This window comes from Arthrobacter sp. zg-Y179, from assembly GCF_020907345.1.
In the GTDB taxonomy this organism is placed as follows: Bacteria; Actinomycetota; Actinomycetes; order Actinomycetales; family Micrococcaceae; genus Arthrobacter_B; species Arthrobacter_B jinronghuae.
In genome coordinates this window covers 281,373-307,612 of record NZ_JAJJOB010000005.1, presented here as the reverse complement: position 1 = coordinate 307,612, position 26,240 = coordinate 281,373, and the positions used below count along the sequence as shown (strand labels likewise).

28 protein-coding genes and 1 riboswitch are annotated in these 26,240 nt (G+C 67.3%); of the genes, 14 read left to right on the top strand and 14 right to left on the bottom strand.

Annotated features, from left to right (window positions below):
• The first annotated feature begins 206 nt into the window (after window positions 1-206).
• Complete coding sequence (locus LOC56_RS04600) at window positions 207-2,102, top strand: FAD-binding monooxygenase (protein WP_229950916.1); 1,896 nt, start codon at window positions 207-209, stop codon at window positions 2,100-2,102.
• A gap of 86 nt (window positions 2,103-2,188) precedes the next feature.
• Entirely contained in the window at window positions 2,189-2,695 is a 507-nt protein-coding gene (locus LOC56_RS04595) for an ASCH domain-containing protein (protein WP_229950914.1), read from the top strand.
• A gap of 64 nt (window positions 2,696-2,759) precedes the next feature.
• On the opposite strand, the gene LOC56_RS04590 is transcribed toward LOC56_RS04595, so the two are convergent.
• The gene (locus tag LOC56_RS04590; protein ID WP_229950912.1) at window positions 2,760-3,431 is read right to left on the bottom strand and encodes an SDR family NAD(P)-dependent oxidoreductase; all 672 of its coding nucleotides are present in this window, start codon (window positions 3,429-3,431) and stop codon (window positions 2,760-2,762) included.
• A 31-nt stretch (window positions 3,432-3,462) separates the two neighbouring features.
• On the opposite strand from LOC56_RS04590, the gene LOC56_RS04585 reads away from it, so the two are divergent.
• Window positions 3,463-3,633 (top strand): helix-turn-helix domain-containing protein, encoded by a 171-nt coding sequence (locus LOC56_RS04585; protein WP_229950911.1) that lies wholly within the window; start codon window positions 3,463-3,465, stop codon window positions 3,631-3,633.
• Here the strand turns inward: LOC56_RS04585 and LOC56_RS04580 are convergent.
• Genes LOC56_RS04580 through LOC56_RS04570 form a run of 3 tightly spaced genes read right to left on the bottom strand, consistent with a single transcriptional unit; the run spans window position 3,630 to window position 5,510 of the window.
• Entirely contained in the window at window positions 3,630-5,015 is a 1,386-nt protein-coding gene (locus tag LOC56_RS04580; RefSeq protein WP_229950909.1) for an LssY C-terminal domain-containing protein, read from the bottom strand. The two genes, LOC56_RS04585 and LOC56_RS04580, sit on opposite strands and share 4 nt — an antisense overlap.
• A 7-nt stretch (window positions 5,016-5,022) precedes the next feature.
• Window positions 5,023-5,262, bottom strand: a complete 240-nt coding sequence (locus tag LOC56_RS04575) for a hypothetical protein (RefSeq protein WP_229950907.1) — start codon at window positions 5,260-5,262, stop codon at window positions 5,023-5,025.
• A 53-nt stretch (window positions 5,263-5,315) separates the two neighbouring features.
• On the bottom strand, window positions 5,316-5,510 hold the full coding sequence (locus LOC56_RS04570) for a hypothetical protein (protein ID WP_229950905.1): 195 nt from the start codon (window positions 5,508-5,510) through the stop codon (window positions 5,316-5,318).
• A 211-nt stretch (window positions 5,511-5,721) separates the two neighbouring features.
• A riboswitch (guanidine-III (ykkC-III) riboswitch) is annotated at window positions 5,722-5,788 on the top strand.
• A 10-nt stretch (window positions 5,789-5,798) separates the two neighbouring features.
• On the opposite strand from LOC56_RS04570, the gene LOC56_RS04565 reads away from it, so the two are divergent.
• The 4 genes from LOC56_RS04565 to LOC56_RS04550 all read left to right on the top strand — a co-directional run bounded on the left by LOC56_RS04565 (window position 5,799) and on the right by LOC56_RS04550 (window position 9,068).
• Window positions 5,799-6,113 (top strand): DMT family transporter, encoded by a 315-nt coding sequence (locus LOC56_RS04565; RefSeq protein WP_229946320.1) that lies wholly within the window; start codon window positions 5,799-5,801, stop codon window positions 6,111-6,113.
• Window positions 6,114-6,144: 31 nt separating this feature from the next.
• On the top strand, window positions 6,145-6,831 hold the full coding sequence (locus LOC56_RS04560; protein ID WP_229950903.1) for an ABC transporter ATP-binding protein: 687 nt from the start codon (window positions 6,145-6,147) through the stop codon (window positions 6,829-6,831).
• Between the two features lie 3 nt (window positions 6,832-6,834).
• Window positions 6,835-8,382 (top strand): DUF6297 family protein, encoded by a 1,548-nt coding sequence (locus tag LOC56_RS04555; protein WP_229950901.1) that lies wholly within the window; start codon window positions 6,835-6,837, stop codon window positions 8,380-8,382.
• 134 nt (window positions 8,383-8,516) lie between these two features.
• Window positions 8,517-9,068, top strand: a complete 552-nt coding sequence (locus LOC56_RS04550) for a dihydrofolate reductase family protein (protein ID WP_229950900.1) — start codon at window positions 8,517-8,519, stop codon at window positions 9,066-9,068.
• 58 nt (window positions 9,069-9,126) lie between these two features.
• Here the strand turns inward: LOC56_RS04550 and LOC56_RS04545 are convergent, their stop codons facing one another.
• The 3 genes from LOC56_RS04545 to LOC56_RS04535 all read right to left on the bottom strand — a co-directional run bounded on the left by LOC56_RS04545 (window position 9,127) and on the right by LOC56_RS04535 (window position 11,820).
• Window positions 9,127-10,053, bottom strand: a complete 927-nt coding sequence (locus tag LOC56_RS04545; RefSeq protein WP_331460911.1) for an NADPH-dependent F420 reductase — start codon at window positions 10,051-10,053, stop codon at window positions 9,127-9,129.
• Window positions 9,983-11,023, bottom strand: a complete 1,041-nt coding sequence (locus LOC56_RS04540) for an FAD-dependent monooxygenase (protein ID WP_229950896.1) — start codon at window positions 11,021-11,023, stop codon at window positions 9,983-9,985. The genes LOC56_RS04545 and LOC56_RS04540 overlap by 71 nt, the downstream gene beginning before the upstream one ends.
• An 80-nt stretch (window positions 11,024-11,103) precedes the next feature.
• Window positions 11,104-11,820: a DUF4386 domain-containing protein gene (locus LOC56_RS04535; RefSeq protein ID WP_229950894.1), complete on the bottom strand. Its 717-nt coding sequence runs from the start codon at window positions 11,818-11,820 to the stop codon at window positions 11,104-11,106.
• Window positions 11,821-11,877: 57 nt separating this feature from the next.
• On the opposite strand from LOC56_RS04535, the gene LOC56_RS04530 reads away from it, so the two are divergent.
• From LOC56_RS04530 to LOC56_RS04520, 3 genes are all read left to right on the top strand, one after another.
• Window positions 11,878-12,624, top strand: coding sequence for a TetR/AcrR family transcriptional regulator C-terminal domain-containing protein (locus LOC56_RS04530; RefSeq protein WP_229950891.1), 747 nt, complete (start codon window positions 11,878-11,880; stop codon window positions 12,622-12,624).
• Window positions 12,625-12,758: 134 nt separating this feature from the next.
• Window positions 12,759-13,328, top strand: coding sequence for a DapH/DapD/GlmU-related protein (locus LOC56_RS04525; protein WP_229950886.1), 570 nt, complete (start codon window positions 12,759-12,761; stop codon window positions 13,326-13,328).
• A 118-nt stretch (window positions 13,329-13,446) separates the two neighbouring features.
• Window positions 13,447-14,595, top strand: coding sequence for a baeRF2 domain-containing protein (locus tag LOC56_RS04520; protein WP_229950884.1), 1,149 nt, complete (start codon window positions 13,447-13,449; stop codon window positions 14,593-14,595).
• 14 nt (window positions 14,596-14,609) lie between these two features.
• Here the strand turns inward: LOC56_RS04520 and LOC56_RS04515 are convergent, their stop codons facing one another.
• A complete protein-coding gene (locus LOC56_RS04515; protein WP_229950882.1) occupies window positions 14,610-15,248 on the bottom strand; it encodes a class I SAM-dependent methyltransferase in 639 nt (212 codons plus the stop codon).
• A 352-nt stretch (window positions 15,249-15,600) separates the two neighbouring features.
• Between LOC56_RS04515 and LOC56_RS04510 the strand changes: the two genes are divergently transcribed.
• Window positions 15,601-16,521 carry a lantibiotic dehydratase C-terminal domain-containing protein gene (locus tag LOC56_RS04510; protein WP_229950881.1) on the top strand — a complete coding sequence of 307 codons (921 nt, stop codon included), beginning with the start codon at window positions 15,601-15,603 and terminating at the stop codon, window positions 16,519-16,521.
• A gap of 54 nt (window positions 16,522-16,575) precedes the next feature.
• Here LOC56_RS04510 and LOC56_RS04505 read toward each other — a convergent pair whose 3' ends face one another.
• The 6 genes from LOC56_RS04505 to LOC56_RS04480 form a co-directional block, all read right to left on the bottom strand.
• Window positions 16,576-17,337, bottom strand: a complete 762-nt coding sequence (locus LOC56_RS04505) for an SDR family NAD(P)-dependent oxidoreductase (RefSeq protein ID WP_229950879.1) — start codon at window positions 17,335-17,337, stop codon at window positions 16,576-16,578.
• A gap of 27 nt (window positions 17,338-17,364) precedes the next feature.
• On the bottom strand, window positions 17,365-18,366 hold the full coding sequence (locus LOC56_RS04500; RefSeq protein ID WP_229950877.1) for an acetamidase/formamidase family protein: 1,002 nt from the start codon (window positions 18,364-18,366) through the stop codon (window positions 17,365-17,367).
• Between the two features lie 181 nt (window positions 18,367-18,547).
• On the bottom strand, window positions 18,548-19,534 hold the full coding sequence (locus tag LOC56_RS04495) for a glycosyltransferase (protein ID WP_229950876.1): 987 nt from the start codon (window positions 19,532-19,534) through the stop codon (window positions 18,548-18,550).
• A gap of 183 nt (window positions 19,535-19,717) precedes the next feature.
• Window positions 19,718-20,551, bottom strand: a complete 834-nt coding sequence (locus tag LOC56_RS04490; protein ID WP_229950874.1) for a class II fructose-bisphosphate aldolase — start codon at window positions 20,549-20,551, stop codon at window positions 19,718-19,720.
• A gap of 47 nt (window positions 20,552-20,598) precedes the next feature.
• Window positions 20,599-21,516: a 1-phosphofructokinase family hexose kinase gene (locus tag LOC56_RS04485; protein WP_229950872.1), complete on the bottom strand. Its 918-nt coding sequence runs from the start codon at window positions 21,514-21,516 to the stop codon at window positions 20,599-20,601.
• An 88-nt stretch (window positions 21,517-21,604) separates the two neighbouring features.
• The gene (locus LOC56_RS04480; RefSeq protein ID WP_229950870.1) at window positions 21,605-22,483 is read right to left on the bottom strand and encodes an SIS domain-containing protein; all 879 of its coding nucleotides are present in this window, start codon (window positions 22,481-22,483) and stop codon (window positions 21,605-21,607) included.
• 138 nt (window positions 22,484-22,621) lie between these two features.
• On the opposite strand from LOC56_RS04480, the gene LOC56_RS04475 reads away from it, so the two are divergent.
• The 3 genes from LOC56_RS04475 (at window position 22,622) to LOC56_RS04465 (ending at window position 26,240) form a co-directional block, all read left to right on the top strand.
• On the top strand, window positions 22,622-23,419 hold the full coding sequence (locus LOC56_RS04475) for a DeoR/GlpR family DNA-binding transcription regulator (protein WP_231703500.1): 798 nt from the start codon (window positions 22,622-22,624) through the stop codon (window positions 23,417-23,419).
• A 197-nt stretch (window positions 23,420-23,616) separates the two neighbouring features.
• Window positions 23,617-24,897, top strand: a complete 1,281-nt coding sequence (locus LOC56_RS04470; RefSeq protein ID WP_229950866.1) for a Gfo/Idh/MocA family protein — start codon at window positions 23,617-23,619, stop codon at window positions 24,895-24,897.
• Window positions 24,897-26,240, top strand: a complete 1,344-nt coding sequence (locus LOC56_RS04465; RefSeq protein WP_229950865.1) for an ABC transporter substrate-binding protein — start codon at window positions 24,897-24,899, stop codon at window positions 26,238-26,240. The genes LOC56_RS04470 and LOC56_RS04465 overlap by 1 nt, the downstream gene beginning before the upstream one ends.

Genomic DNA, 26,240 nt, shown 5'->3' with positions numbered 1-26,240 from the left:
GTACCGCGGCCGGCGGCAAATACAGCTCCCCGGCTCCGGCAGGCCGACCGAAAAGAGGCCGGAAGTCATACCGAACCGTTCCGCTTGTGACCCACGTCATGTCTCCGGTACGGTGACTACACCGCCGGCGGTTCGACTATCGAACGTTCTGTTCAAATAACGAACACGATCGGCGGCACCAAACGGCACAACGAAGTGAGGACCCCGTGCAGTTCCACCACCACGGCTACGTATCCGGTGACCCCCGCATCCAGCCCGCCGCCGGCACCGGCGTCGACCGCCCCGCCGACCTGCCCGACAAAGTGGACGTGCTCATCGTCGGCTCCGGTCCCGCCGGGATGCTCACCGCCGCACAGCTCTCGCAGTTCCCCGGCGTCACCACCCGGATCGTGGAGCGCCGCGACAGCCGCCTCGCCATCGGGCAGGCGGACGGCATCCAGGCCCGCAGCGTGGAAACCTTCCAGGCCTTCGGCTTCGCCGAGGAAATCACCGCCGAGGCCTACCGCATCACGGAGATGTGCTTCTGGCGCCCCGACCCGGAAAACCCGGAAAACATCGTCCGCTCCGGCCGCGCCCTGGATGATCCGGCCGGAATCAGCGAATTCCCGCACCTGATCGTCAACCAGGCCCGCGTGCTGGACTACTTCGCCCGGTTCATGGCCAACTCGCCCACCCGCATGCGGCCCGACTACGGGTTCGAGTTCCGCAGCCTGACGGTCGACGACGACGCCGAGTACCCGGTCACCGTCACCCTCCTGTCCACGGCCGGCCCGGACGAAGGCACCGAGCGCACGGTCAAGGCCAAGTACGTGGTGGGCTCCGACGGCGCCCGCAGCAAGGTCCGCGACTCCATCGGCTGCACCATGGCCGGAGACAAGGCGAACCACGCCTGGGGCGTGATGGACGTGCTGGCCAACACCGACTTCCCCGACATCCGCACCAAGTGCGCCATTCAGTCCTCCAACGGCGGCAGCATCCTGCTCATCCCGCGCGAGGGCGGCCACCTGTTCCGCATGTACGTGGATCTCGGCGTTGTGCCCGAAGGAGACAACGGCGCCGTCCGCAAGACCTCCATTGACCAGATCATCGCCAAGGCCAACGGCATCATGGCCCCCTATACGCTCGACGTCCGCAACGTCGCCTGGCACAGTGTGTACGAAGTGGGCCACCGGCTCACCGACCGGTTCGACGACGTCCGGCCGGAGGATCTCGGCACCCGCACCCCGCGCGTCTTCATCACCGGCGACGCCTGCCACACGCACAGCGCCAAGGCCGGCCAGGGCATGAACGTCTCCATGCAGGACGGCTTCAACCTGGGCTGGAAGCTCGGCCACGTGCTGGACGGCCGCAGCCCGGAAAGCCTGCTCTCCACCTATTCCGCGGAACGCCAGGTGGTCGCGAAGAACCTCATCGACTTCGACAAAGAGTGGTCCACGCTCATGGCGAAGAAGCCCGAAGAGTTCGAGAACCCCTCGGACCTGGAGGACTTCTACGTCCGCACCGCCGAGTTCCCGGCCGGGTTCATGACCGAGTACACCCCCTCCGTGCTCATTGCCGAGCCCCGGCACCAGGAACTGGCCGCCGGCTTCCCGCTCGGCAAGCGCTTCAAGTCCGCACCTGTGCTGCGCGTCTGCGACACCAACCCGGTGCAGCTGGGCCACCAGGCGCGGGCGGACGGCAAGTGGCGGATCTACGTCTTCGCCGACGCCGCGGCCGCCGGCACCCCGTCGCCGGTCACCGAGCTGGCCGAATGGCTGGACACCGCGCCGGATTCCCCGTTGGCAGCCACGCCGGAAGGCGCGGACCGGGATGCCTGGTTCGATGTGAAGGTCATCTACCAGCAGGACCACACGGGCATCGACCTCGGCGCCGTGCCGGCGGTGTTCAAGCCGCAGGTCGGACCGTTCCAGCTCGACGATCTGGCGAAGGTCTACGGCGCGGACCCGACCGCCGACATCTTCGAGCAGCGCGGTATTTCCCGGAACGGCGCAGTGGTGGTGGTCCGCCCGGACCAGTACGTGGCCAACGTGCTGCCGCTGACTGCCACGGCGGAGCTCGCAGAGTTCTTCGCACCCCTGCTTCCGGCCCGCCTGCAGGCGTAACCTGTTCCCACCGTAGGACGACGGCGGCGCCTTAGGTGCCGCCGTCGTCCCGCGTTAACCGCGGCAGGGCTGGCAGACTGGGCCTTATGGACAGCTCCGACCCTTCCGAAATCACGCTCGACTTCGACGCCGCAGCACTCCTTTGGGACGCCTACGCCGCGGCGTTCCCCAATCAGGTCGCGGCGGCCGGGGAATACACCGTGGAAACGTTCGGCGACTCCCCGGCGATGGCCGACGAACTGCTGGCGCTGGTTCTGGACGGCCGCAAGCGGGCCACCTCCTCGCACGTCGCTGACTATGTCCCCGACGGCGAACCGCTCCCGCGCATCGGTACCCACTGGATTGTCTGCGACGGCACCGGTGCGTCGAAAGCGATCCTCCGCACGGTCGAACTGAGGCTCGGAACCTTTGCCGACGCGGATGAGGCTTTCGCCTACGACGAGGGTGAAGATGACAGGAGCCTGGCGTCGTGGCAGCGCGAGCACCGGAAGTTCTGGGAACGCACGGCCGCAGCCCGGGGCGGCAGCTGGTCCGAGGAGGACGAGCTGGTCTTCGAACGCTTCGACGTGGTCTGGCCCGCCGGGGCGCGGTAAACACTTCCTCAGCCCCGCCGGAAACCGCCCTCGGTGCTGATGGTCTGGCCAACGCGGGTTCGCCCTACCAAGGCAGGGGACCGTCCTCATCGCTGAAGGTGCCGGTGGGGCCGTTGGCCGGGATGGCGGCCATGCGAACGGCAGCCCTGGCCCCCTGCTCCGGCGTGCGTGTTCCCCGGAACCCGTTCAGATCCGTGGCAACAAAGCCCGGACAAACCGCATTGACCAGGATGCCCTCCGGCGACAGCCCCTTCGCGTACTGCAGCGTCAGGGAGGTCAGGGCCGTTTTGGAGGGCGCGTATCCGGCTGCGATTGGATCCGTATTGGCTGGATCGGATACTGCGGCCAGGGACCCGGCCACGCTGGAGACGTTGACAATCCGAGGGGTATTGGACAGGCGCAGCAGGGGCAGGAAGGCCGCAGTCACGGAAATGACTCCGAAGAAGTTGGTCTCGAAAACCGAGCGGATTTCGTTCACGTCCGCCGAGCCCGGCTGCTGGGCGGCAAAGCTGACTCCCGGCGTCGCGGCAATCCCGGCGTTGTTCACCAGGGCATCCAGCCGCCCGAAGCGGCGTTTGACCTCGTCCGCAGCGGCCGCCACAGAGGCTGGATCCGTCACATCGAGAACCACGGCGACGGCGTCTCCACCCTCCGTGCGCAGCTCCGCGGCGGCCCGCTCGCCGGCGTCGGCGCTCCGTGCGGCGACCACCACCGTGTGGGGGGACGTTGCCGGCACTCCGCCTCGCGCGTACCTGAACGACTGGCGCATGCTCGTGGCGCAGCGGGAACTGCGTTCCGGGGATACCCGGATCCGGTCCCTGGCGCTGGAGCTGGGGTTTTCCTCCGAAAGCGCGTTCAGTACGGCCTTCAAACGCAGCGTCGGCGAGTCCCCCCTGCATTACCGGTCCCGGGTGCGCACGCTGCAGCCGGCGGACTAGCGGGGCGGACCGGTCGCACCTGCTCTCCGGACAGGCGTCGGCGGACGACGACGGCGGCGGCGGGAGGAGCGCGCGCGACGGCGGGAGGAGCGTGCGCGGCGGCGGGAGCGGGCATAAATCCGAGCCCGGTCGCTGGACAGGGCAAGGATCAGCAGGACGTCAAAGGCGTAGCCGAACAGGTTGGTCCGCAGCGCGGTCTCGGGACCGGCGGACGCGGCTGCTACCTGCACGGCAATGGCGACCGAACTCAGGGACATCGCAGTAATCCGGGCAGAGTTGCTGCCGCGCAGAATAAGCACGGCCAGCACCGCCTCCACCCCGGCGAACACGGTCAGGGAGACGCTGGTGGGAGCATAGGCGCTGCCCAGCTCGGCGAGGCCGCGGCTCTGCGTACCCAGCAGGTTGATCACCAGGGAGACGTCGGTCAAATGCACCAGAAAGGGTGCCGCCACCGCCAGGGCAGCAAGTCCGCGCAGCAACACCAGGACCGTGCCGAAAATAACGGGTGCCGGCGGCCGCCCCCGTCGGGCGGCTGCCGCCCCCGTCGGCACGGCCGGGCCGGTCTCCGGCAGATCGCGCAGGTTAGCCACCGGCAGATCCCCGTCGGTGACAATCGAATCCCCGCCGCCGTTGCGGGAGTGGTATCCGGTGGAGAAGTTCTTGATGACCTCCACGGACACTGCGGGGGAGGAGTCTCGAACCGATTCGATCAGGTAGTCCCGTTCGGCGTCGATATTCTCTCCGACCCGGTGCGTCACCTGCAGGGTGAACAGGGACAATCCCACGGCACGGTCAAAGGACGCGGCGCCCAGCCAGTCCGCGGCAATGCCGCCGGGAAGCATCCAGCCCTCGGGGCAGCGCCAGAACCGGACATGATGGCGCTGCCGCGGATTGCCGTGCACTTCCTGCTCGTAGGCGAAATCCTGCTGCCGGTCGAACAGAAGCAGAGGGCTCACCGGGGCCTGGACGTAGCTGCGGTGCAGCAGGGTTGAGGAGACAATGCGCCAACTGCTGGACAGGGTCACCGGGTCCGCCCGGTTCCAGCCGGCCCGCTCAAGTGCGCCCCGCAGCTGTCCCTCGCTGCCCAGGAAGGCCAGGTTGACGGCGTCGCCGAACAGGCCGGCACTGGTGCGGGTGCGGCCCATGAAGTAGTTAGGGATGAAAATCTGGGTCAGGACCCGGTCCAGGCGCGGCAGCACCAAATACGCCAGCGCAGCCCAGAACACCACCAGGAACCAGACGTGCCGCTGCTGCAGGCTTTCCTCCAGCAGGAACACGGCAAACCAAGCCGCCCCGATGGCGCTGAACGTGAAGAAAGCCCAGTCGACGGCGGTTGCCGCCGGTCCGCCGTCGGACTCCTCCACGGGGCCCGGCCGGGTCATCCGGAGGTCAGAGCCCCGGCATTTCGCCGTTGGACCTGGCCTCGATCCAGTCCACGGCGGCATCCGGCAGGTAGTAGGACCCGCTGCCGTCGGAAGCCATGCCTCGGCTGCGGGAGATGTCCTCCACCACCCACGCCTCCACCGCGTCGCCGTTATTGGCGGTCAGCCACTCGCGGGACTCGGTGGTGAGCATCGGCCACCAGAGGGCAATGCCCAGGTCATCGCGCTCAAACTGTTCATCAGTCATGGCTAAAACTCTGGCACTATCGGGCCGGTGGGTCGACGGTCTGCGCCTACTAACTAATCACGACCCGGGGATTCCCGGGTCGGCGAGGTGCTGAGCCAGTATCGGCACACCCGGCCGTCGCCGTCGGACTGTTCGAGGACGCCTCCCGCCGCCTCGAGGGTCCGGATCGAGCCGAGGTTGTCCGCCTCGCAGACCGCGAGAATCCGCGGGATTTGGAGCATATATGCCTCGCTGAGCATGACTTCCACCGCCCATTACTTCTACCAAGGGGGCCGGGGATCGAGTCTGCAGCACTTACCGTTTTTCGGCCGGGAAACGGTAAATCTTGCAGACTCGATGCGGGAAACGGTAAATCTTGCAGACTCGATGCGGCGGCACCACGGCCCGCACACCGGTTCACCCGCCGCGAAGCCAGGTTGCCCTCAGGTTGCCCCGGAAAACCGGACGTGCGACCGTGGAAGGGAGGCCGCGACACGGTCTCCCGGACGAGGGGTGCCGTACCCGGTGTGCGACAAGACGGCCCGAGGGAGACTCTCATGTCATGGATTGTTCTGGTGCTGTCCGGCGTCCTGGAAGCAGTGTGGGCCACCGCCCTGGACAAATCCCAGGGGTTCAGCCGGTTCTGGCCCTCGGCCATCTTCGTTACCGCCCTGCTCGCGAGCATGGCCGGGCTCGCGTACGCCATGCGGGAACTGCCGCTGGGCACCTCGTACGCCGTCTGGGTGGGAATCGGCGCGACGCTGACCGTCATCTACGCCATGGCTACCGGCGCGGAATCCGTGTCCCTGCTGAAGATCCTGTTCCTCGCCATGATCGTCGGCGGCGTCATCGGGCTGAAGACGCTCCACTAAAAAGGCGCCCACGCCCGCTAGATTGGACGGCATGACTGCTGCGGGGGCCGTGCTCGAGATTTCCAACCTACTGGTGGGCTATGCCGGGGCGCCCGTGTGCGGCGCCATCACGGCTTCCGCGGACGCCGGCGAGATCCTCGGCGTCGTGGGCTTCAACGGCGCCGGCAAATCCACCGCCGCCCGCACCATCGCCGGAAAACAGCTGATGCTCGACGGCGAGGTGCGCGTACACGGGCTGCCTGCCAACGAGGACGCCATCCCGTTCCGCCGGCAGGTGGCCGCACTCTTCGACGAGGACGCGTTCTTCCCTTCCCTGTCATTGCGGGAACATCTGCAGCTGGTCGCCCGCGGGCACGGAGTCGCTGACCCGGACGCCGCCGTCGACGCGGAACTGGACTTCTTCGGCCTGCAGGACCGCGCCGACGCCGTCCCGGAGTCCGTCTCCTCCGGCCAGCGACGGCGGCTGCTGCTCGCCTCGGCCCTGGTCCGGCCGTCCTCGCTGCTGATCCTCGACGAACCGGAGCAGCGCCTGGACCCGGTGATGCGTGAGCGGGTGGGTAAGCGGATCCGCCGGTACGCCGACGACGGCGGGACGGTGCTGCTCGTGACCCACGACCCCGCGCTGCTGCTGGCGACGGCCGGACGCTGCCTGCTGATCGATGACGAGGTGCAGGAGATCGAACCGGCCCTCGCCGCGGCCGAGATCGCGGGCCGGTAACCCGTGACGCTCAGTGAAGCCGCTCCGTTGCCGACGGAGTTCAACCCCGCCCGCTACACCCGTGTCGCCTCGCGGGAACACCGCCGCGGCAGTGTCCGTGTCCGGGATGTGCTGCTGGATGCCTATGCCACCTTGTTGGGTGTCGGAACCATCCTCGCGCTGGCCGGGGGACTGGTGCTGGCGATGCGGAACGAGGTCGCGAAGGCTCTGGGGCCCGGAACCGGCGGCCGCCGCACCATTGTGGCTGCGGACTGGGGCGCCCTGCCCGACGGCGCGGCGGTGACCGTGCTGCTGTTCGCGGTCCTGGCTGCGGTGATGGCCGGGGCGCGGAAGCTCGGGCCGGTGGCCGTGGCCTCGGCCGAGGGGTACTGGTGGCTGAGCCTGCCCGTGGACCGTCGCCCCTTCCTGGCCGGACCGCTGCTTCGCCGGGTGGGCCTGGTCTGGGCAGGAGGTGCGGTCCTGTACCTGCCGGTCGGCTTCATCACCGACCTGCAGGCCACCTTGGAAGGCCAGTTCCTCGGCGCCGCCGTCTTCGGACTGGCTGCGGTCTGCGCGGTGCTGCTTGCGGCCCTGCGCCAGTCGGCCGGGAACGGGTTTCCCGCCGGTGCACCGGGTGCGGCCGGCGGGCTGGTGCTGTTGGCCCTGCTGAGTTTCGTTACCCGGCTGGCCGCCGCCGGGGGACTCTGGCCGGCCGCCGCAGCGCTGGCCGCCGTCGTCGGACTGTGGGTGCTGGTGCTCGCGCGGATGGGTGCGGTCCCGGGCCGCGAGCTGATCCGCGGCGGCGGGGTGTCCGGGCACGCCGGTGCCGCGCTGTATCTGATGGACACCAATGAACTCGGCCGTGCGTTCGCCGGCACTCCGCGCGGCCGGACGACCTCCCGTGCCCGCCGCTGGTACGCCAGGGGAGCGCGCACCCCGTTCGGCGCGCTGCTGCGGGCCGATGCCACCGCGTTCCTGCGCACGCCCGGGACCTGGGGGCGTCCCGTGCTGCTGCTCCTGCTGTGCGTCACGGTTCTGCTGTCCGCCGGGCAGCAGCCGGCGCCGCTGCAGCTGGTCATCATCTTGCTCACCATCTGCGCGGTGGTTCCGGCGCTGGGTGCCCTGGCCAGGCAGACCGCGGTCACGCCGGGGCTGGATGCGCTGCTGCCGTTGTCCCCGGCACTGGTGCGGCTGAGCCGGACGGCCCTGCCCGCCGCCGCACTGGTGCTCTGGTCCGCCGTGTTCTGTGCCGTCCTGGTACTGCTGGGTGCGGGCAGTCCGGCGTTGATCGGGCTCGGTGCGCTCGCCGGGGTCGGGCTCGGCGCTGCGGCGGTGCGGGGTGCCTACCGTCCGCTGCCGGACTGGACCGCTCCGCCGGTGGAGACCGTGTTCGGCCCGGTGCCGTCCGCGCAGACCGGATCCCTGGCCCAGGGGCTGGACGCGATCCTGCTGGCCGCGGTGCCGCTGCTGCTCGGCCTGTTCCTTGGCTACGTTCCAGGAGTGCTGCTCCTGGCGCAGGCGGGATTTTCCGCGGTCTGCGTCCTGCTGGTGATGTACTCGCGCCCGAAGTAGCGGCCATCCAGGCGGGTCCCCCTGGATGGTCCGGGGCCGGATCGAGTCTGCAGGATTTACCGTTTTTCGGCCCGAAATCGGTAAATTGTGCAGACTCGATGGCGAAGCAGGAGTCCGGAGGGTTGAGTAGCGGGATGGGATCCCTTACCTACTCCATGAACTGCTCACTGGACGGTTACAGCGCCGACGCTGACGGTAACTTCGCCTGGCTGGAGCCGACCGAAGATTTTCTTGCCTCCCATGCCGAGGACCTGGAGGACGCGGCCGCTGTGCTCTACGGGCGGCGGATGTACGAAACCATGGCCGTGTGGGAAACCGACCCAGCCCTGGCCGTGGGGCCGCCGGGGTCGGACCGGTTCGCGGCGGCCTGGACGGCGGTGTCCAAGGTGGTGTTTTCCTCCACGCTGCAGGATGTCTCCACCGGCCGGACGACTTTGGAACGCGCCCTGACCCCGGAAGCCGTGGAACGGGCCAAGGCCGCGGGAAACGTCATGATCGGCGGACCGGAACTGGCCAAGAGCGCCATGCGGATGGGACTGGTCGACATTGTGTCGCTGGTGATCTGTCCGGTAATTGCCGGCGGCGGCATGCGGGCCCTGCCCGACGGGTTGCCGCTGAACCTTCGCCTCCTGCGGGAACAACGCCTCGACAACGGGGGAGTCCGGGTGACCTACGCCGTGGGCTAAGTCGGGCCCTGCGCGGCGGCCGCAACCAGCCGCCGCGCACCCTGCATCCGGCTACCGCCTAGAAGAGGCGTTCGGCAACGTTCACCCGGGTGGCCGACGCCAGCGCGGCGTCAACCTTCTCCTTGGGCGTTGTGCCCGGAACCGAGCTCATCAGCTGGTCGTCGGGGATGCCGGCATCCGCAAGGTAAAGACGGGTGTAGCCGGCGGAGTCCGGCTCAAACTTCCAGCTCTCGGCGAGTGTGCCGGCGTCGACGACGTCGAAGCCCAACGCGTCGATGAGTGCGGCCGCCTCGGCCTTGGCCGAACCGTCGTCGGAGGCGATGGGCAGCGCGGAGCGGTCAGCGGACCCGGCGGGGCGGGCCAGAAGCGGAATGTGATGGGCCAGGATGTTATTGAAGGCCTTGACGTACTGCGCTCCGGGAAGCCGGCTCTGCACCAGTTCGCTGGTGGTCACCGTGCTGTCATCAAGCTCGGCGATGCGCCCGTCCCGTGACGGGTAGTAATTGCTGGTGTCCAGGACGATCTTGCCGGCCAGCAGTCCGTCCGGAAGGGCGGAAACAGCGTTCAGTGGAATGGAAAGCACGACGGCGTCGCCGAGTTTCGCGGCGTCTTCCACCGTTCCGGTCTGGGCCAGCGGCCCGAGCTCGGCCACCAGTTCCGTGAGCGTAACAGGTCCCCTCGAGTTGGAAATCACGACGTTCATGCCCGCCGCAACCGCGAGACGCGCGACCGCCGATCCGATGTTTCCGCTTCCAATGATGCCCAATGTCGGCATTGCGTATCCCTTCGATGATGTTCGGTCGGACTGGCGCGGGTGCGCTCCGGCAGTCCCTAAAGGAGGCAACTGCCCCTGCTGTGAAGGAATTCCCCCGGACGACGGCGTCCCTGACGGCGGATTCCGGGCGGCGGACGCGCTAGGCGAACCGTGCCCCGGTGGACAGCGCGAGGTTACGGGCTCCGATGAAATGCTCGGCCGTGGCGACACGGTTCAGCAGCCGTGCCGCCCGGACCATGAGGTTTCCCCGCCGTCGCCGGCCGGCGTCGTAGCGCTGCAGGCCGGCGGCCACATCGGGAGCCGCGGTGAGTGCGTCGATCAGGGCAACCGCGTCCAGAAGTGCCTCGCAGGCGCCGCGGCCAAGGTTCGGTGCCATGCCGTGCGCAGCGTCGCCCAGCAGTGCCAAGTTGCCGGAAATGTAGGACGGGAGCGGCGGAACGTCGAACAGTTCCCGGTAATCTACTGGGCTTCCGTCCAGTTTTCCCAGGACCCGGGCGACGTCCGGATGCCACCCGCGGTAGAGGCTGCGCAGCAGTTCTGCCCCCTGGGCGCTGATAGCCTCCGGGGAACCCAGCGGAGGAAGGTCTGTGGATCGGAGGCAGGCAAACCAGTTAGTGCTGCCGGCATCCAGCGGCGTAATGCCGAACAGGCGGCCGCGCCCCCACGTCTCGCTGACTCCGCCGGCCGGGCCGGGTACAACGCCGCGAAAGGCCACTGTTCCAAGCGACCGGGGCGATATTCCGCTGCAGGCGGTGCGCAGGCGGCTGAAGATTCCGTCGGCGGCCACAACAACATCGGCAGAGGGCAGGGTTGAGGGCCCTGCAACCGGTGAATTCCATTGGATGACCCCGGCGGGCAAGTCCCCGGATAACGCCTCCAGCAGGACGGTGCGCGGCACCAGGCGGGCTGTCTGGCTGCGGCCCATGGCGGCGATCTGGCTGCCGTCCGGTTTCAGGATCCGCACGCCCTGCTCTACCACCGAACCGGCGCGGACTGCGTCACCGGCGCCCAACGCGTCGAGGGCCCGCATCGCCTCGGGCCACATGGCCAGCGCCGTTCCGCTGCCGGGCAGGTTTGCGCCGCGTTCGAGCACCTGGACCGACCATCCTGTGCGGAGCAGCCCCCGCGCAACGGCGGTTCCTGCGATACCCGCTCCGACGATCAGTGCTGAACCGCGCATGACCTCTCCTCATCAATGGTCCGGTTCCGGCCGGCTCGGGGGCGGCCCCTGCCTGCCGGCGATTCCGCTCCTGCCGGAATCTACGCCGCCTGCTGCCTGCTGTCGACGTCGGCCGCCAGGTCCGCTCCGCTGTCCCGCGGCCGGCGGAAGCCTACGACCGTCAGGTAAATCCCCAGCGACGCCTCCCAGATGATCTCCGGAAGGGTGGCCAGCGCGGACGGAACCGAGGACTGTTCATAGGCGCCGAAAAGCACGGCAATACCGGACAGCGACATCAGCGGGCCGCCGATCAGGCCGAACAGCGCCATCGGCCGCGGCACCAGGTGCGAGCGGTACATCAGGAACCCCAGCAGCAGCCCGTTGCCGATGCCCACCACGAACCCCGGGCCGAGCAGGAACGTCCAGTCATGCACCGCCACCAGTGCCCGGGCCACGGGCCGGTACTCCCCTGCGTCGGCCCCGGCGGTCTGCCGCAGCGTCACTACGGTGAGCACGCTGAGGATTCCGACGGCAATCAGAGCGCACTCCATGATCCGCGCAGCAACATAGCCGACCGCTGCGGTCTCGCTGTAGCGCCGGAGGATGGGAAACAGCACGACGGCGGTGCCGATGTTCGCGACGATCAGCACCAGTTCGCAGACCGCCCCGAGCAGGATCCGGGTGTCCGTGCCGGCTCCGGCGAGGTAGTCCGGGTCGGTCAGCAGGGGTGCGTACAGTGCGGCCCCGGTGATGGCGGAGGCAAAGGTGAGGAGGAAGAGGATCCCGGCGGTCCGGGCGGTCCGGTTGGAGGCGTGCATGGTGCTCCTGTCGGCCAAAGGTGTACTACGTACACCCGATGCGACGAACCTAGGTGTATGTCGTACACTCTGTCAAGCATCGATTTCCCGGAAGGCGGCTCTGTGGGACAGGTACCGAAGGCTGGGCAGCAGGAATCGTCCGTGCGTCGCCCGCGCCTGAACCGGGACGCCGTGCTGCGCGCCGGCGTCGTGCTGGCCGACCAGGTGGGCATCGACGGTTTCACCATGCGCACGCTTTCCCAGGAACTCGGCGTGGTGCCCATGGCGCTGTACAAGCATGTGTCGAACAAGCAGGAACTGCTCGAGGGCATGGTGGACCTGGTCTGGGCGGAGGTCACGGAGCCGGACAGCGGGCACGGCTGGAAGCAGGCCATGCGTGATCGTGCCGTCTCCCTCCGTGCCGCACTGGTCACGCACCGGTGGGCGGTGGGGCTGATGGAGGCGGCGGGCCGGCCGGGTCCGGAGAACCTGCGCCAGCACAACGCGTTGCTGGGCTGCCTGCGGCAGAGCGGTTTTTCCTTCCGCAGCACCGTCCACGTCACGAGTCTGCTCGATGCCTACGTGTACGGCTTCGCCCTGCAGCAGAAGACCCTGTCCTTCGAGACCCCGGAGGAATCGGCCGAGGCTGCGGCCGCCACCCGCGCTGCGGAATCGGCGGAGGCCGCGGCCCGGTATCCGTACTTGCTCGAAGTGGTGGGGGAGCTGGCGAAGGAGGGCTACGACTACGACGCCGAGTTCGCCGTCGGGCTGGACGTGCTGCTGGACGGCATCGAGGTTCTCCGGGGTTCCTGGCGCGACGGCTAGGTCCGCCAGGTTCGGCGACCCGAGGACGACGACGGCGGGACGGCGCGGCATTCGCCCCGCCGATCCGGGAGCTGTTGCCACCCGGCCGCACCGGTGCAACGGTAGGACGGGAAGGTCAACCGACAAGGACTCCCATGGACCTCGAGGAACTGCTCGCGGCGCTGAACGCAGGCGAAACCATTACCGCCGGATCGCCGCTTCACGAAGCCATGCATTACGCCAGCCAGGCCGCCCTGCGGATCACCGGCGAGCTGAACGGCGGCTACCACGAACCGGCACGGGTGCGGGAGCTGCTCTCCCTGTTGACCGGGAAACCGGTGGACGAGACCGTTGCCCTGTTCCCGCCGTTCTCCTCCGACTTCGGCCGGAACATCAGCCTGGGGAAACGGGTGTTCATCAATGCCGGCTGCCGGTTCCAGGACCAGGGCGGAATCCGCATCGGCGATGACTGCCTGATCGGCCACAACGCCGTCCTGGCCACGCTCAACCATGATCTGTCCCCGGCCCGCCGGGCGGACATGCATCCGGCGCCGGTCGCCCTCGGCCGGAACGTCTGGCTCGGCTCCAACGTCACCGTGCTGCCGGGCGTGACTATCGGCGACGATTCCGTGGTGGCCGCCGGCGCCGTCGTCACCAAGGACGTTCCGGCGCGGTCCCTCGCCGTCGGGTCACCGGCACGGGTTATCCGTTCGCTCGCGGATTAGACCGGCGGGTGGCAGGCGTGCGGCGTGCGCAACCCTTTAGTTGCCGCGGACGCCGGTGTTAGCTAGAGGCACGGATTGAATCGATGTGCGGGAACACCCGTACGGGAAGGAGATCGCCATGACCGAGCATCTCCACAAATTCGCTGACCTCTACCGGAAACAAGGACCCTGGTGCGCCGCCTATGTCGATGCCGGGGCCGGAACCGTGGAAGGCCGCGAAGCCGCTGAAGTCCGCCCGGGCAACGTCCGGACGGCGCTGGCGGAAAAGGGGGCCTCGCCGGCGGACCTTGAGGCCATGGAAGCCGCGGTGGCTCCTGCTTACGGAGTACCCGCCCCGGTGTCTCGCTTCGTCCTCGTCCGGCAGGGAACGGTGGAACTGAACGAACTCCTGCCCGGCCCGCTGATGGGCCCGAAGCACCTTTCCGCGGGAATAGTTCCGGACCTGCTGCCGCTGCTCAAGCACCGCCCCGAAGAATTCCCGTACATCGTTGCGGAAGTGTCGCGGGAAGGCGCCGAGATCCGGCTGGCATACGTGGGCCGCCCCGGGCCCGCCAGCGTCCAGGATGTTGAAGGCTCCAGCGAAGATATCCGCAAACTCTCCGTCGGCGACGGCTGGGCGCAGGACAAGCAGCAGCGCAGGACCGAAGATATCTGGCGCCGGAACGCGGACGAGGTGGCCGGACAGATCGACAGCATCGTGGATAGCAGCGGTGCCCGGCTGATCGTGCTCGCGGGTGATGTCCGTGCCCGCGGACTGGTGCAGGACCAGCTCGCCGAAGCGCACCGGAATCTGGTCCGCATGCTCGATTCGCATACCCGTACCGGCGGCGCCCATCATGAGGGTTTTGGGGACCGCGTCCAGGAACTGATTGCCCTGCAGTGGGCGGACGAGCAGGAACAGATCATGGACCGCCTTGCCCTGCAGCAAGGGCAGGCCAACCCCGAGTCGACCACCGGCATCGGTGCTGTTGTCCAGGCGCTCCAACAGGCTCAGGTGGACGTGCTGATCCTGAATGACACCGCGCTCGCCGACCACCCGCTGCTGGCACTCGGTGCCGAGCCGTGGGTGGCCACTGCGGAGGAACAAGCGCTGGGCTCAGACGTGCTGGGCAAGGTTTCCGCTCCCGTGGCCCTGCTGCGGGCGGCCGCCCTGACCGATGCGCGACTCCTTCTGGTGCCCGACGGCGTCCTGCCCGGCGGAGCCGGCGTCGCCGCGCTGCTGCGCTGGCCCACCGGTCCGGAAGCACCCGGAAGGAACGCGGCCTAGGGGGCAGTCCCGGATTAGCGCTGGCGGACGGCCTGGACGACGACGTCGCGCAGGGTGACCTGACTGCCGTCCGGGGCGGTCATGGAGCGCGGATGTTCCTCGGCGACGGTGATGCTCCATGTCGCCGGATCCAGCAGTGCTTGGATGTCCCGGGCCGTTACCGTCGTTTCGGCCGGCGGGTGATGCCCGTGCGCTGTGGTGGCCTCGTCGTCGTGCGCGTGCCCGACAATCAGGAGGGTGCCGCCCGGAGCCACCCACTCCGCGACCTTGGTATAGAACGCCAGCTGCGGCATCGCCGGGTGGGCGTAGTTGGTGGTGACCAGGTCAAAGCGGCGTTCCGGTTCCCAGGACACCAGGTCCGCCTCGATCCAGTTCACGCTGCCGGACAGGGTCTGCGCTTCGGCACGCCGGGACGCTGCGGCGAGGGCAGATGCGGATACGTCCGCACCCACTACCGTCCAGCCGTGCGCGGCCAGTTCCAGGGCTTCCGCGCCCGTTCCGCAGCCGGCGTCGAGCGCGCTGCCTGCCGGGAGCTCCGCCGCGAGGCGTGCCACGTAGGGGTTCGCGGGCGGCTGATGTCCGGCGGCCGGGTCGGTGTCCGGGGCCTCGTGCCAGTGCTGCTCCCAGTAGTCCTTGTCGAAGCTGTGTGTCATTGTTCCAGCGTAGTCCGGGGCCCCGCCGGAGCTAGCTGGAGGTGAACTCCCCGGCCAAGTACCGGTTCCGCCGAAGCCGGTGTGGTGCAGTGCGCGTCGCTGGTTCACAAAACCCATAGTCGGTCACCGTGCGCAGGAAAAGAGTCCCTGACACAAATGGAAAATTTCTTAGAACCCGTATGGACATTCACATGTTGGCAACACACTGTTGCGAACGCACTGTTGGGCACACACCTTCCGAAGTCAAGACGATCATTTTGGGGATGATATGAGCCGCGTAATGCAATCGAACACTGGTCATCGAGAGGCAGCTGCCCGTCCTGTGCAGCACGACAGCACGGCTGTGTGGTCCATGTTGACTGTAGAGCCGGAGCGCAGGGATGCAGGTGATGAAATAGTCCGCCGTATTGTTGCTCCGCTGATGTCCGGAACGAGGACCGGGGGAGAGCGCTGGTTTGGCTTTTCCCGCAGGCTGGAATCCGCCCATCCGGCCGTGCACCTGCATGTGCGTGCCGCCGACGACGTCGTTAAGCGGCTTTGGAAGTTTGTGTACGCGTTGGCAGACGAAAGCGCTGCCTCACTGGGTCCCGTGAAGATCTCCCGGTGGCCGGACATCACTTATCCACCCCGATCAGGCGAACCGGTGCACGAAGTAATGGAAGCGGCATTTGCCCGGTTCGGTGGACCGAAGGGCTTGGAACTGGTTTCTGAGGTTGCCGACTTGTCCTCGGACCTGGCTTTGTGGGCAGTCAACCGCTTTCCCCGTCTCAACATGCGCTCGATGCTGGCCGCCCTGCTTCTCTTCGACACCGGCCACGCCATGATGCGCGGACCGCGGTCGGCTGTGTGGCCCGACCGCAGAACCACTAGCTGGGACTACTACTGGAACGCCCATCTGCACGCCTGCACAGGTTCTTTTGGTTCGCACTCCGGGCAGGCACGCACGGCAATGATGGCCCAGATGGCACCCCGGGTTATGCCTGCGCATAGGGTGATGGCCGCCCTTGCCTCGGAGTCGGCAGTGGATATCTGGCGGAAGCGCTGGGCAAGGGCCATCGATGAGTATTTGTACCGGGCAGACAAGCAACGCATCAGTCGCAGTGCGCAGCAGCTGGCTATGGGGGCTAGCGGGCTGGCACTCAACCGGCTGGGCTTTCCACCCCGGGAACAGGGGGCCCTTGGGATATACGCGCGTGCCTGGAGCAAGGATATTGAAGCGCAGTATTCGGGTCAGGAGCGCTCGCCGCAGCCGTCGAAGCCGGGTAGGAAATGACGGCGTAGGCGGCCCACGCCAGGGGCCACCGCCTATGTTCCGGACGACGTTTTCCTAGAACTGGATTCCCCGGGAGAGGCCACCGTCCGCGAGGACGTTCGCTCCGGTCATCCGGGAGGCGCACGGACTGGAGACGAAAACAACGACGTCGGCCACCTCCTGCGCGCTGCCCATCCGTCCGGTGGGATTCAGCGCCAGGGACGAGGCAAACATCTCCGGACTGTTCCGTTCCATGCTCTGCCAGACGCCGCCGTCGTGATAGGTGTTACCCGGCGACACCGTGTTGGCGCGGATCCCGGTCCCGGCCAGCTGGAAGGCCAGCCCGGCCATATAGGCGATCAGCGCGGACTTGACCGTGCCGTACGGCCCGGACGCGAAATCAACCTCCCGGCCGGAGACGCTGGAAATGGCCACCAGCGACGGCGACTCGCTGCGCCCAACATGCGGGATCGCCGCCTGCATCAGGCGCACGGTTCCCATCAGGTCTACCCGCAGGCACGCCTCCCACGACTCGGCACTGTCATCGATGGCCAGGGCGCTGACGTTGCTGACCACCGCGTCCAAACCACCGAAGCGTCCGGCGACGGCATCCACCCAGGCGGCCACCGCGTCGCCGTCGCCCACGTCCAGAACGGTGCCTTCCACCTTCGCGCCACTGCCGGCCAACGCCGTTTCGGTGGCACTGATTTCCGCCGCGTCCCGGGCGCAGAAGGCAACGTTGGCCCCCTCCGCGGCGAACGCTTCCACGATGGCCCGCCCGATTCCCCGGGTTCCGCCGGTGACCAGTGCCGTCTTGCCGTTCAACTGCAGATCCATGGTTTCCTCCGGGGCAGGTTGTCGGGTTTAGAGAAGTTCTTCACTGCGCCGGCGCAGGTCGGCGTGCAGCCCGCCGTAGGCTGCGGCCTGCGGGAACAGGGACTTGCGTGCCTTGACCACCACGGAGTAGTTGGCGTCCACGGCGTTGGCGATCGGTGCCTGCGCTGTCTGGGTGAGCAACTGGTAGGCGTCCATCTGGTGCAGGCCGAAAAGCTCGCCGAACCAGCGCACCATCTCCACCTGACCGATGCGCCAGGAATCCTCCATGGGCCGGGACGAACCGACGGCCATCCACTCGGCGTCGGTCTCCAGCCGAGGCCAGGCCGGGGCGCCGCCTTTGATCAGTTCCACCAGGATCGTGGAATGCATGGCTCCTTCGACGGCGGTGCCGCAGGCTTCACCTTCGCCCTGGCGGTAGTGCCCGTCGCCGATGGAGAACAGCGCGCCCGGCTGGTTCACCCCGAGGTACACGGTGGTTCCGGCCTTCACCTCCGGGGCGTCCATGTTTCCGCCGAAGCGTTCGGGGACCAGGGAGGAGCGGACCTCCCCGCCGGGAGGAGCCACCCCGACCGTTCCCAGCATGGGTTCCAGCGGCAGGGCCACCTCAAAGTCCCCGAACCGGGCGGAGAAACCGACGGTGGAGCGGGCGGAGTCCACGTGGTAAATCCAGGTGGTGTCCGGCAACGGATCCTGCAGGAAAGCGGTGCGGTCGGTGCTGGTGAGCCCGCCGAAGAACGGGATGGTGGCGGAGGCGCCGTAGCTCCGCGCCGGGGTCAGTTCCACGATGTGCAGGGCGAGCGTGTCGCCGGGTTCGGCGCCTTCAACGTAGAACGGTCCGGTCTGCGGGTTCACGAAGTTGAGGTCGACCTTCTCACTGGAGAGGTCCTCGACCGTGGTCAGCGCGTTGTTGAACGCGTCCTCCGACCAGAGCTTCAAGGCGGTTCCCGGTCGAACCTTCATCACTGGCTCGGCCCCGCCGAAGGTGTAGACCAGCTGGTCCGGACGCGGGCGGTACTCAAGGATTTCCATGGGGCCGGATGCTATCGAAGGTTTCCGGTTCTGGATATACGCGGCGGGCGGCGTTGCTCTAGGTGAAGCGCCGGCACCGGCCCTGAAACCATGTCGTCGGCCCGGCTCCCGGCCCGGTTTCCACCGAAACCGGGCCGGGAGCCGGAGCGCCGGGCGTCCTACGCTCCGCGGACGTCGTCTCTTACGCCCTTGAGGGAAGACGATCCTTCAACCGGCGGTACCGGCGGCGGATGAGGCTAATGAGGCTTGCGTCGCTGACCGCGGCTTCCAGAAGCCGCGCCCGTTCCTCCGCCCGCTCTGCTTGGGCCTTCAGCTCGTGCAGGAGGCTCTCGGAATAGTTGAGCCGCTGGTGCAGGTGGTGGAAGTGTTCCTCGATTGACCCCTCCAGATGCAGCAGCGGGGCGATGCCCTGGTTGCCCGCATATTCCCGGAGGTAACGGTCGCGGACCACCCGGTCGTAGAGCCTGTGCGCTTCGTTGCCCGCGAGGACACTGTTCGCGGTCTCGTCTGTGGCCTCCAAACGTTGGCGCCAGAAGGCGAGCGGCTCGCCGTCGATGAACCCCACGGGGTGCGCCTGCATGACCCGAAGCAGGAATTCCCAGTCCCCGACGGCGGTCAGCTTCTCATCGAAGCCGCCAACCTCTTCATGGAGTGAGCGCCGGTACAGCAGGGAAATGGGGACGCAGCGGTTGTAGCGCAGGATTTCGCCCAGCAAAAGCGCCGGCACTGCGGGGCCGAACGGTGCACGTCCGGTTTCCGTGATGGTTTCCCCGTCCAGGCGCTCGTAGACGATTTCCGTCCGCACCCCTACCGCGGCGTCGGTGCTGCTGTCCAGGTATTCGACGGTCCGGGCGAGGAAATCCGCGTGCCAGGTGTCGTCGTCGTCGTGGATTACCAGATACTGCGACGACGACGCCGCGATCCCGGCGTTCGAAGCGGCTTCCATTCCACGGCTGGTGGCGTGGTGGATAACCGTCACACGGTCCTCGAGTTTGTCCCTGAAGCCCTTCACGAGTTCAGCGACCACGTCCGCCCGACCGCCGTCATTGACGATGACGAGATGCCAGTTCTGGAATTTCTGGTCGAGCACATCTCCGATTGCACGCTTCAGCAGAACCGGACGGTTCTTGGTGCGCATGATGATTGCGACGTCGGCGGTACGCAGCATTGGTGCCTCTTTCTTGGAAACAGTTGGCGGGGAGCGGCTATCCTTCTCGCCATTCTTACCCATTTCCGGCGGAGGGCCGAACGCGGCAAACAGGGTGTGCGTTGCTACGCGAGGTTGTGTAGTGCAGTTCGTAAACATGCCTACACCCGAACTGCCGCCGTCCGCACCGCCCCGGCGGAACGGTCAGGGCGCGAGCAACCGCAGCAGTCGGGCGACTTCGCCGGCCACCGCGTTCCGGGCAGGAGTGATGTACTTGCGGGGATCAACGAGTGCGGCATCGGCATTGAGCGCCTGCCTGGCCGCGGCGGTGAAGAGCCCGTTGAGATGGGTGGAGATGTTGATCTTGGTCATCCCGGCACGAACGGCACCGATTAACTCCTCATCGCTCAGCCCGGAGGAGCCGTGCAGTACAAGGGGGACACCGGCACAGGCAGCCAGTTCTCCTATGAGCTCCCGATCAACGGTCGCAACCCGGGAGGTCATGGCGTGCGAGGTTCCGACGGCGACGGCGAGGGCATCCACCCCGGTGGCGGCCACAAAGGCAGCCACCTCGTCCGGCCGGCTTCGGGCGCCGGGGGCGTGCACGCCGTCCTTTCCACCGACCTCACCCAGCTCGGCTTCCACGAAGACCCCATGATCGTGGCAGAACTCAACGACCTTGCGGGTGGTTGCCACGTTCTCCTCATAATCGAGGGTAGAACCGTCGAACATCACGCTCTGTACCCCGAATTCGACGGCGGCGTACACAAGCTGAAGGTCTTCGGCATGGTCGAGGTGCACGATTGCCGGCACGCTTGCGGCGCCCGCAATGGCCAGGCTTGCCGCCATGATGGGTTCAAAGGACCCGTGGTAACTGGCCGTGTTTTGGCTGATCTGAAGAATCACCGGCCGGCCCGCCCGCTCAGCTCCGGCCACGATGGCCTCCGCATGTTCAAGCAGCACCACGTTGAAGGCGCCGATTCCCTGCCGGGCCGCGCTGGCGTTGGCCACAAGGTCGAGTTCAGTGGACGTGTTCATGAATACCCCAGGTGTCGATAGTGGGCGGGAGGCGGATGGCATGGCGCCTAGCGGTGCGCCTCAAGGCGTTCGCTGAGCCGGGTGAGGTGGGCGGGATCAATCGCTCCCGCTGTCGGAGAGAGCACTGCGGCCGCGCCGACGACGGCGGCCTGCCGAAGCGCCTCCGGCAGGGTCGCGCCGCCCACAAGTGCCGCCACGAGGCCGGCGGTGGCGGCGTCTCCGGCCCCGGTCGGATTGCCCGAAACCCCAGGCACGCCGGGCTGGGATTCGCGGGTTCCGTCGCTGCAGGCGAGGACAAGGCCTGCCGCCCCCCTCGAGGCGATAACGCTCCCGGCGCCCTGCTCCAGCAACCGGGCAATGCCGGATTGGAGGTCTGCCGATCCCGTGGCCTCGAGCAGCTCTGCCTCGTTGGGCTTCACCAGATGGGCCCCGGCGCCGGCCGCGGCGACCAAAGCCGGTCCCCGGGCATCGACAATGACGAATGCTCCCGCCGTCCGGCCCGCTGCCACCAGCGAGGCGACCTGGCGGGGCGTGGTGCCGGGCGGGAAGGATCCGGCGATGACGAGAAAGCCGCCGGGTTCGCAGTTCTCCGCGGCCGCGGCCAGAAGAAGGTCCCAGCCCCGGGGGCCGAGGGGGCCGCCGGGCTCGGCATAGAGCGTCGGATGCGCCAGGTCGTCAACAACTGCAACCGTCGTGCGGGTCTCATGGGAGGCGTCGATGTTTACGGCCGTCACTCCGTCATCGGCGAGCTGCCTGCGGATCGACTCCCCGGCAGCTCCGCCGAGCGGCTGCACGGCCAACGCATCCACCCCCAACTGCCGGAGCACCTGCACCACGTTGATGCCCTTGCCGCCGGCACGACGCCGCACGCGCAGGACACGAACGGTCTCGCCGAGCACCTGCCGTGCCACGTTGTAGGTGACATCCACCGCCGGGTGCGGCGTGATCACGACTACGCGCGCCACGGCCCGGCCCTCAGCGCGGACACAACCCCGGACTTCCGTGCACCGAAGCCGCCGGCTGCCCCGCCGCGCAGGCTGCTTCCCGCCGCGGTCATGTCAGGACAACGGAGCGGGTCAGCGAGCGGGGATGGTCGGGGTCAAGGCCGCGGGACTTTGCCAGGCCCACGGCGAAGCGTTGCGCCACCACCAGCCCGGCCTGCGGGTCCAGATCGTGGTACAGGAATCTGGCACCCGTCGCGGCAACCTCTTCGGCCAGCCCGGCGGGGGGCTCGCCGAGGCTCCAGACCAGCCGGCCGGGCTCGGCAATCGAGATCGGCCCGTGCCGGTAATCCATGGCCGGATAGGACTCCGCCCAGAACTGCGCGGACTCGCGGGTCTTCAGGGCAGCCTCATACGTGAGGCCGACCGCGAAGCCGCGGCCGACGAACGTGCATTGGCCCGCGGTGAGCAGGTCATCAACTGGAATGCCCAGCGCGGTCTGCACGTCGGTGAGCAGGGGCTCGATATCTTCGCCGAGATGGACGCGCAGCAGAGTCAGAACCGAGGTGGCGAATCGGGTCTGCACAACGGACTGCTCGTCGGCGAAAGGCAGGGCGATAACGGCATCCGCCGCGGCCCCGGCGGGGGAATCGGCCACGGCCGTGATCAGCGTGGTGGGGGTCGACCCCAGTGATTTCAGCAGATCAACGATCTCCGTGGTGGTGCCTGAGCGGGAGATGGCGATTACCCGGTCGTAGTCCCGGCCGGCGGGGTATTCACTTCCGGCATAGGCGTCAGTCACGCCGTGTCCTGCCTTCTCCCGCAGCACGGCGTAGGACATGGCCATGAACCAGCTGGTCCCGCATCCGATGACGGCAACCCGCTCGCCGCTGCGGGGAAGCCTCCCAGCGATCTCTGGCACCAACTGGGCAGCGAGCCTCCAGGTGTCGGGTTGGGAGGCAATCTCTGCTTCTACGAAGGTGGCAGGCATGGGCTTCTTTCGGTCACATGGGGTGCTGAACAAATGGAGATTGGTTTTGATTGATACACCGTAAGTTGAGCAGAATCAATCAGGGTTAGCAAGGTTTTGTGTGAGAAAATGATCAGATAACGAAAGGTTGGCCGTCAGATGACCCAGCAGCAGCGCCTGAATGTCGTACTTGATCTCGTGAGCGAACGGGGAAGCGTCTCGATCGCTGAGGTGAGCGAGGCGCTCGGGGTCTCCACTGCCACCGTGCGGCGCGACCTCAATACGCTCGCCGATCAACGCCTCGTGACGCGGACCCATGGCGGTGCGGCAGCCCTTGGGTCGGGCTACGAATTGCCCCTGCAGTACAAGATTGCCCGCCAGGCGGACGCCAAGGTCGCGATCGCCAAGGCCGTTGCCGAGCTCATACACCCCGGCGAATCGGTGGGCCTCAACGGCGGCACCACAACCAGCGAGGTGGCCCGGATGCTCGGGCGCAGTGCGCAGTTACATTCGGTGGGAGATGCTCCGGGCGTCACGATTGTGACCAACGCGCTCAACATCGCCTACGAAATGTCGGTGCGCGAGCACATCAAGATTGTCGTCACGGGCGGGGTGCCGCGGCGCCAGTCCTATGAACTCATCGGGCCCCTCGTGGCCGCCTCATTGCGGGACTTCAGTATCGATACGGCGGTTCTCGGCGTCGACGGGCTCAGCGCCGACTTCGGGGCGACAACCCTGCATGAGGGCGAGGCGGAGGCAAGCCGGGAAATCGCTGCGGTCTCGCGGAGGGTCGTCATCGCCGCCGACTCGACCAAGCTGGGGCGCAGCACCTTTGCCCGCATCTGCCCGCTCGCGAGCATCGACGTCCTGGTCACCGACCAGCCCGTCGCCCCGGACCTTGCTGCGGAGCTTGCGGCGGCCGGGGTGGACGTCATCGTGGCAGCAGCAGCTCGGTAGCGCCGGTACCCTCCCGGGCTCCCGCGGACTCTCCACTCCGGCACGCGGCGGGCGGAAAGCGCCAACAGGCCGGTCGGCGTACCTGGAGGTTGTAGCCTCGGGGTGAACTGACCAGCCGCCTGTGCTCATATTTGTCACAAGATGATCACTTTGGATTAGTTAGTGACAAATTCGTGCACGTACTGCAGGATGGCGTCATGCACAATGATCCGGAATCCCAGAGCGCCGCCGCCCCAGCCGCAGATGCGGCTCCGCTTCGGGTGGCCGTGATCGGTTTCGGTGCCCGCGCTGCCATTGCCGGGAACGTGTCCCTGGCCCGCCCGGGTGCCCGTGTCGTCGCCGTCGTTGAACCCAATGAAGCCGGCCGTGACCGCGCCAGGCGGACCTACCCCGATGCCGTGCTCCACGTCGAGCTTGACGCCCTGATTCGGGCAGGCGGCATCGATGCCGCGATCGTGACCTCCCCGGACCACACCCACGAAGCCATAGCGGTGAAGCTGTTGAAGGCGGGCATCGCTTCCTATCTCGAGAAGCCCCTGGCGATCACGCTCGAGGGAGCGGACAGAGTCCTCACCGCGGCAGCCGAATCCGGCACGCTGCTCTACGTGGGCCACAACTTCCGCCATTCCGGGGTGGTCCGGGCGATGCGGAAGATCATCGAGCGGGGTGAAATCGGCGAGGTCAAGGCCGTCTGGGTACGGCACTTTGTGGGCAACGGCGGCGACTACTACTACAAGGACTGGCACGCTGACCGCTCAAAGACCGGCAGCCTGCTGCTGCAGAAGGCCAGCCACGACATCGATGCGGTGCACTACCTCGCCTCGGGGTACACCCGCCGGGTGGTCGCCATGGGGGAGCTGATGGTTTACGGCGGCGTCACCGACCGGCGCACCCGGCACGGCGAAACCATGCCCGACTGGTTCTCCTACGACAACTGGCCGCCCGGCCGGCAGACCGGGCTCAACCCGGTGGTGGACGTGGAGGACCTGTCCATGATGCTGATGACGCTCGATAACGGCGTGATGGCCAGCTACCAGCAGTGCCATTTCACGCCCGACTACTGGCGCAACTACACGGTGATCGGCACGGAAGGCCGGCTCGAGAACGTCGGCGACACCGCCGGCGGCAGTATCAAGGTCTGGAACCGGCGCCGTGAATGGCAGGTCGCGGGTGACCTCGAATATCCCATTGACGGCGCAGCCAGCGGCCATGAAGACGCAGACCTGCTCACGATGACTGAATTCTTCGACGCCCTGGTCGACGGCGCCCCCACAGTTGTCAGCCCGCGCGCGGCCCGGGAAGCGGTCGCGGCGGCTTACCTCGCCGCCGAGTCCCTTCGCAACGGGTCGCGGCCCATCGACGTGCCCGCCCTCCCGGCGCATGTCGCCCGGCACTTCCCACAAACGCCGGCCCCGGTGACCACACCGGCCACAGACTCCATTCACACCGCGCAATCAACCCTTGGAAGGACCTCCTGATGAAAAACCTGTTCCCTTCTGCCGCTTGGCGCTCCGCCCGGCGCACTCCCGTACGCCCGCCCACCCGGCGGGTCGCCGCCGGGGTCGCGCTCGGCGTCGGGCTGGCCATGGTGGCCAGCGGATGCGGTTCGAATGCGGAGTCCGCCGAGCCGGGCGAGTATTCAGCTGCCGACAAAGACCTGACCGCAGAGATCACCTACGGGGTGTGGGACAAGAACCAGGTGGCGGCGATCGAAGAGAACATCACCGCGTTCAACGAGGAGTACCCGAACATTGACGTCTCGGTCAATGTCACGCCCTATGCCGAATACTGGACCAAGCTGCAAACGCAGGCCTCCAGCGATACCCTTCCTGATCTCTTCTGGATCAACGGCCCGAACATCGGTCTCTACGCCTCGAACGGCAAGCTTGAGCCGATTACCGGCGCCGTTGACGCGGGCGATATCGATCCGGCCAACTATCCGGAAGCACTTGTTGACCTGTACACGATCGACGACGTCCGGTACGGCGTGCCCAAGGACTTCGACACCATCGGCATCTGGGCCAACAAAGCCCTCTTCGAGAAGGCCGGCGTGCCGCTGCCCACAGGGGACTGGACCTGGGAAGAGTTCCAGAAGACGGCTGCCGACATCTCCGCGGCGCTGGCTGCCGACGGCTCATACGGCGGTGCCGGCGGAATGGACGGCCAGACCACGTACTACAACACCATCTTCCAGGCCGGCGGCACCGTGATCGAAGACGGCACATCGGGCTACTCCTCACCGGAGACGCAGGCAGGAATCCAGTTCTGGACCGACCTGATCGCCAACAACGGTTCGCCGTCCATCCAGCAGCTCACGGACACGACGGCGGACCAGTGGTTCACCTCGGGCAAGCTCGCCATGTACTGGGGCGGCAGCTGGTTCCGTTCGGCGCTGACCGATACGGAACTGGAAAGCGACGTCGTGGTGCTGCCGCTGCCGCAGGGCGAGGAACAAGCCACCGTGATCCACGGCGTGGCGAACGTTGTCTCGGCATCATCGAAGGAGAAGCAGGCGGCGCAGGCCCTGCAGGCCTTCCTGGCCAGCAAGGAGGCGCAGCAGCAACAGGGCGACGCCGGAGCGGTCATCCCCGCCTTCGAAGGAACCCAGAGCGCATTCACCGGTTCCATGCCCGAGGCCAATCTCCAGGTATTCCTTGACGCACTCGACTACGCCCAGCCCCTGCCGGTAAGCAAAAACTCCGCCGTGTGGAACGCCTTTGAGACCGACTTGCTGCCGCAGGGGTTCTCCGGGGAGAAGCCGGTGAAGGACACAGCGGATGAGCTGGCAAGCAAGATGAACGCTGCGCTCGCCGAAGAATGA

Bases quoted from the DNA above. Each gene is read 5' to 3' on its own strand.
- LOC56_RS04595 (WP_229950914.1), top strand. From the start codon at position 2,189: ATGGACAGCTCCGACCCTTCCGAAATCACGCTCGACTTCGACGCCGCA.
- LOC56_RS04585 (WP_229950911.1), top strand. From the start codon at position 3,463: ATGCTCGTGGCGCAGCGGGAACTGCGTTCCGGGGATACCCGGATCCGG.
- LOC56_RS04580 (WP_229950909.1), bottom strand. From the start codon at position 5,015: ATGACCCGGCCGGGCCCCGTGGAGGAGTCCGACGGCGGACCGGCGGCA.
- LOC56_RS04575 (WP_229950907.1), bottom strand. From the start codon at position 5,262: ATGACTGATGAACAGTTTGAGCGCGATGACCTGGGCATTGCCCTCTGG.
- LOC56_RS04565 (WP_229946320.1), top strand. From the start codon at position 5,799: ATGTCATGGATTGTTCTGGTGCTGTCCGGCGTCCTGGAAGCAGTGTGG.
- LOC56_RS04560 (WP_229950903.1), top strand. From the start codon at position 6,145: ATGACTGCTGCGGGGGCCGTGCTCGAGATTTCCAACCTACTGGTGGGC.
- LOC56_RS04550 (WP_229950900.1), top strand. From the start codon at position 8,517: ATGGGATCCCTTACCTACTCCATGAACTGCTCACTGGACGGTTACAGC.
- LOC56_RS04540 (WP_229950896.1), bottom strand. From the start codon at position 11,023: ATGCGCGGTTCAGCACTGATCGTCGGAGCGGGTATCGCAGGAACCGCC.
- LOC56_RS04535 (WP_229950894.1), bottom strand. From the start codon at position 11,820: ATGCACGCCTCCAACCGGACCGCCCGGACCGCCGGGATCCTCTTCCTC.
- LOC56_RS04530 (WP_229950891.1), top strand. From the start codon at position 11,878: ATGTCGTACACTCTGTCAAGCATCGATTTCCCGGAAGGCGGCTCTGTG.
- LOC56_RS04525 (WP_229950886.1), top strand. From the start codon at position 12,759: ATGGACCTCGAGGAACTGCTCGCGGCGCTGAACGCAGGCGAAACCATT.
- LOC56_RS04520 (WP_229950884.1), top strand. From the start codon at position 13,447: ATGACCGAGCATCTCCACAAATTCGCTGACCTCTACCGGAAACAAGGA.
- LOC56_RS04515 (WP_229950882.1), bottom strand. From the start codon at position 15,248: ATGACACACAGCTTCGACAAGGACTACTGGGAGCAGCACTGGCACGAG.
- LOC56_RS04510 (WP_229950881.1), top strand. From the start codon at position 15,601: ATGTTGACTGTAGAGCCGGAGCGCAGGGATGCAGGTGATGAAATAGTC.
- LOC56_RS04505 (WP_229950879.1), bottom strand. From the start codon at position 17,337: ATGGATCTGCAGTTGAACGGCAAGACGGCACTGGTCACCGGCGGAACC.
- LOC56_RS04500 (WP_229950877.1), bottom strand. From the start codon at position 18,366: ATGGAAATCCTTGAGTACCGCCCGCGTCCGGACCAGCTGGTCTACACC.
- LOC56_RS04495 (WP_229950876.1), bottom strand. From the start codon at position 19,534: ATGCTGCGTACCGCCGACGTCGCAATCATCATGCGCACCAAGAACCGT.
- LOC56_RS04490 (WP_229950874.1), bottom strand. From the start codon at position 20,551: ATGAACACGTCCACTGAACTCGACCTTGTGGCCAACGCCAGCGCGGCC.
- LOC56_RS04480 (WP_229950870.1), bottom strand. From the start codon at position 22,483: ATGCCTGCCACCTTCGTAGAAGCAGAGATTGCCTCCCAACCCGACACC.
- LOC56_RS04475 (WP_231703500.1), top strand. From the start codon at position 22,622: ATGACCCAGCAGCAGCGCCTGAATGTCGTACTTGATCTCGTGAGCGAA.
- LOC56_RS04470 (WP_229950866.1), top strand. From the start codon at position 23,617: ATGCACAATGATCCGGAATCCCAGAGCGCCGCCGCCCCAGCCGCAGAT.
- LOC56_RS04465 (WP_229950865.1), top strand. From the start codon at position 24,897: ATGAAAAACCTGTTCCCTTCTGCCGCTTGGCGCTCCGCCCGGCGCACT.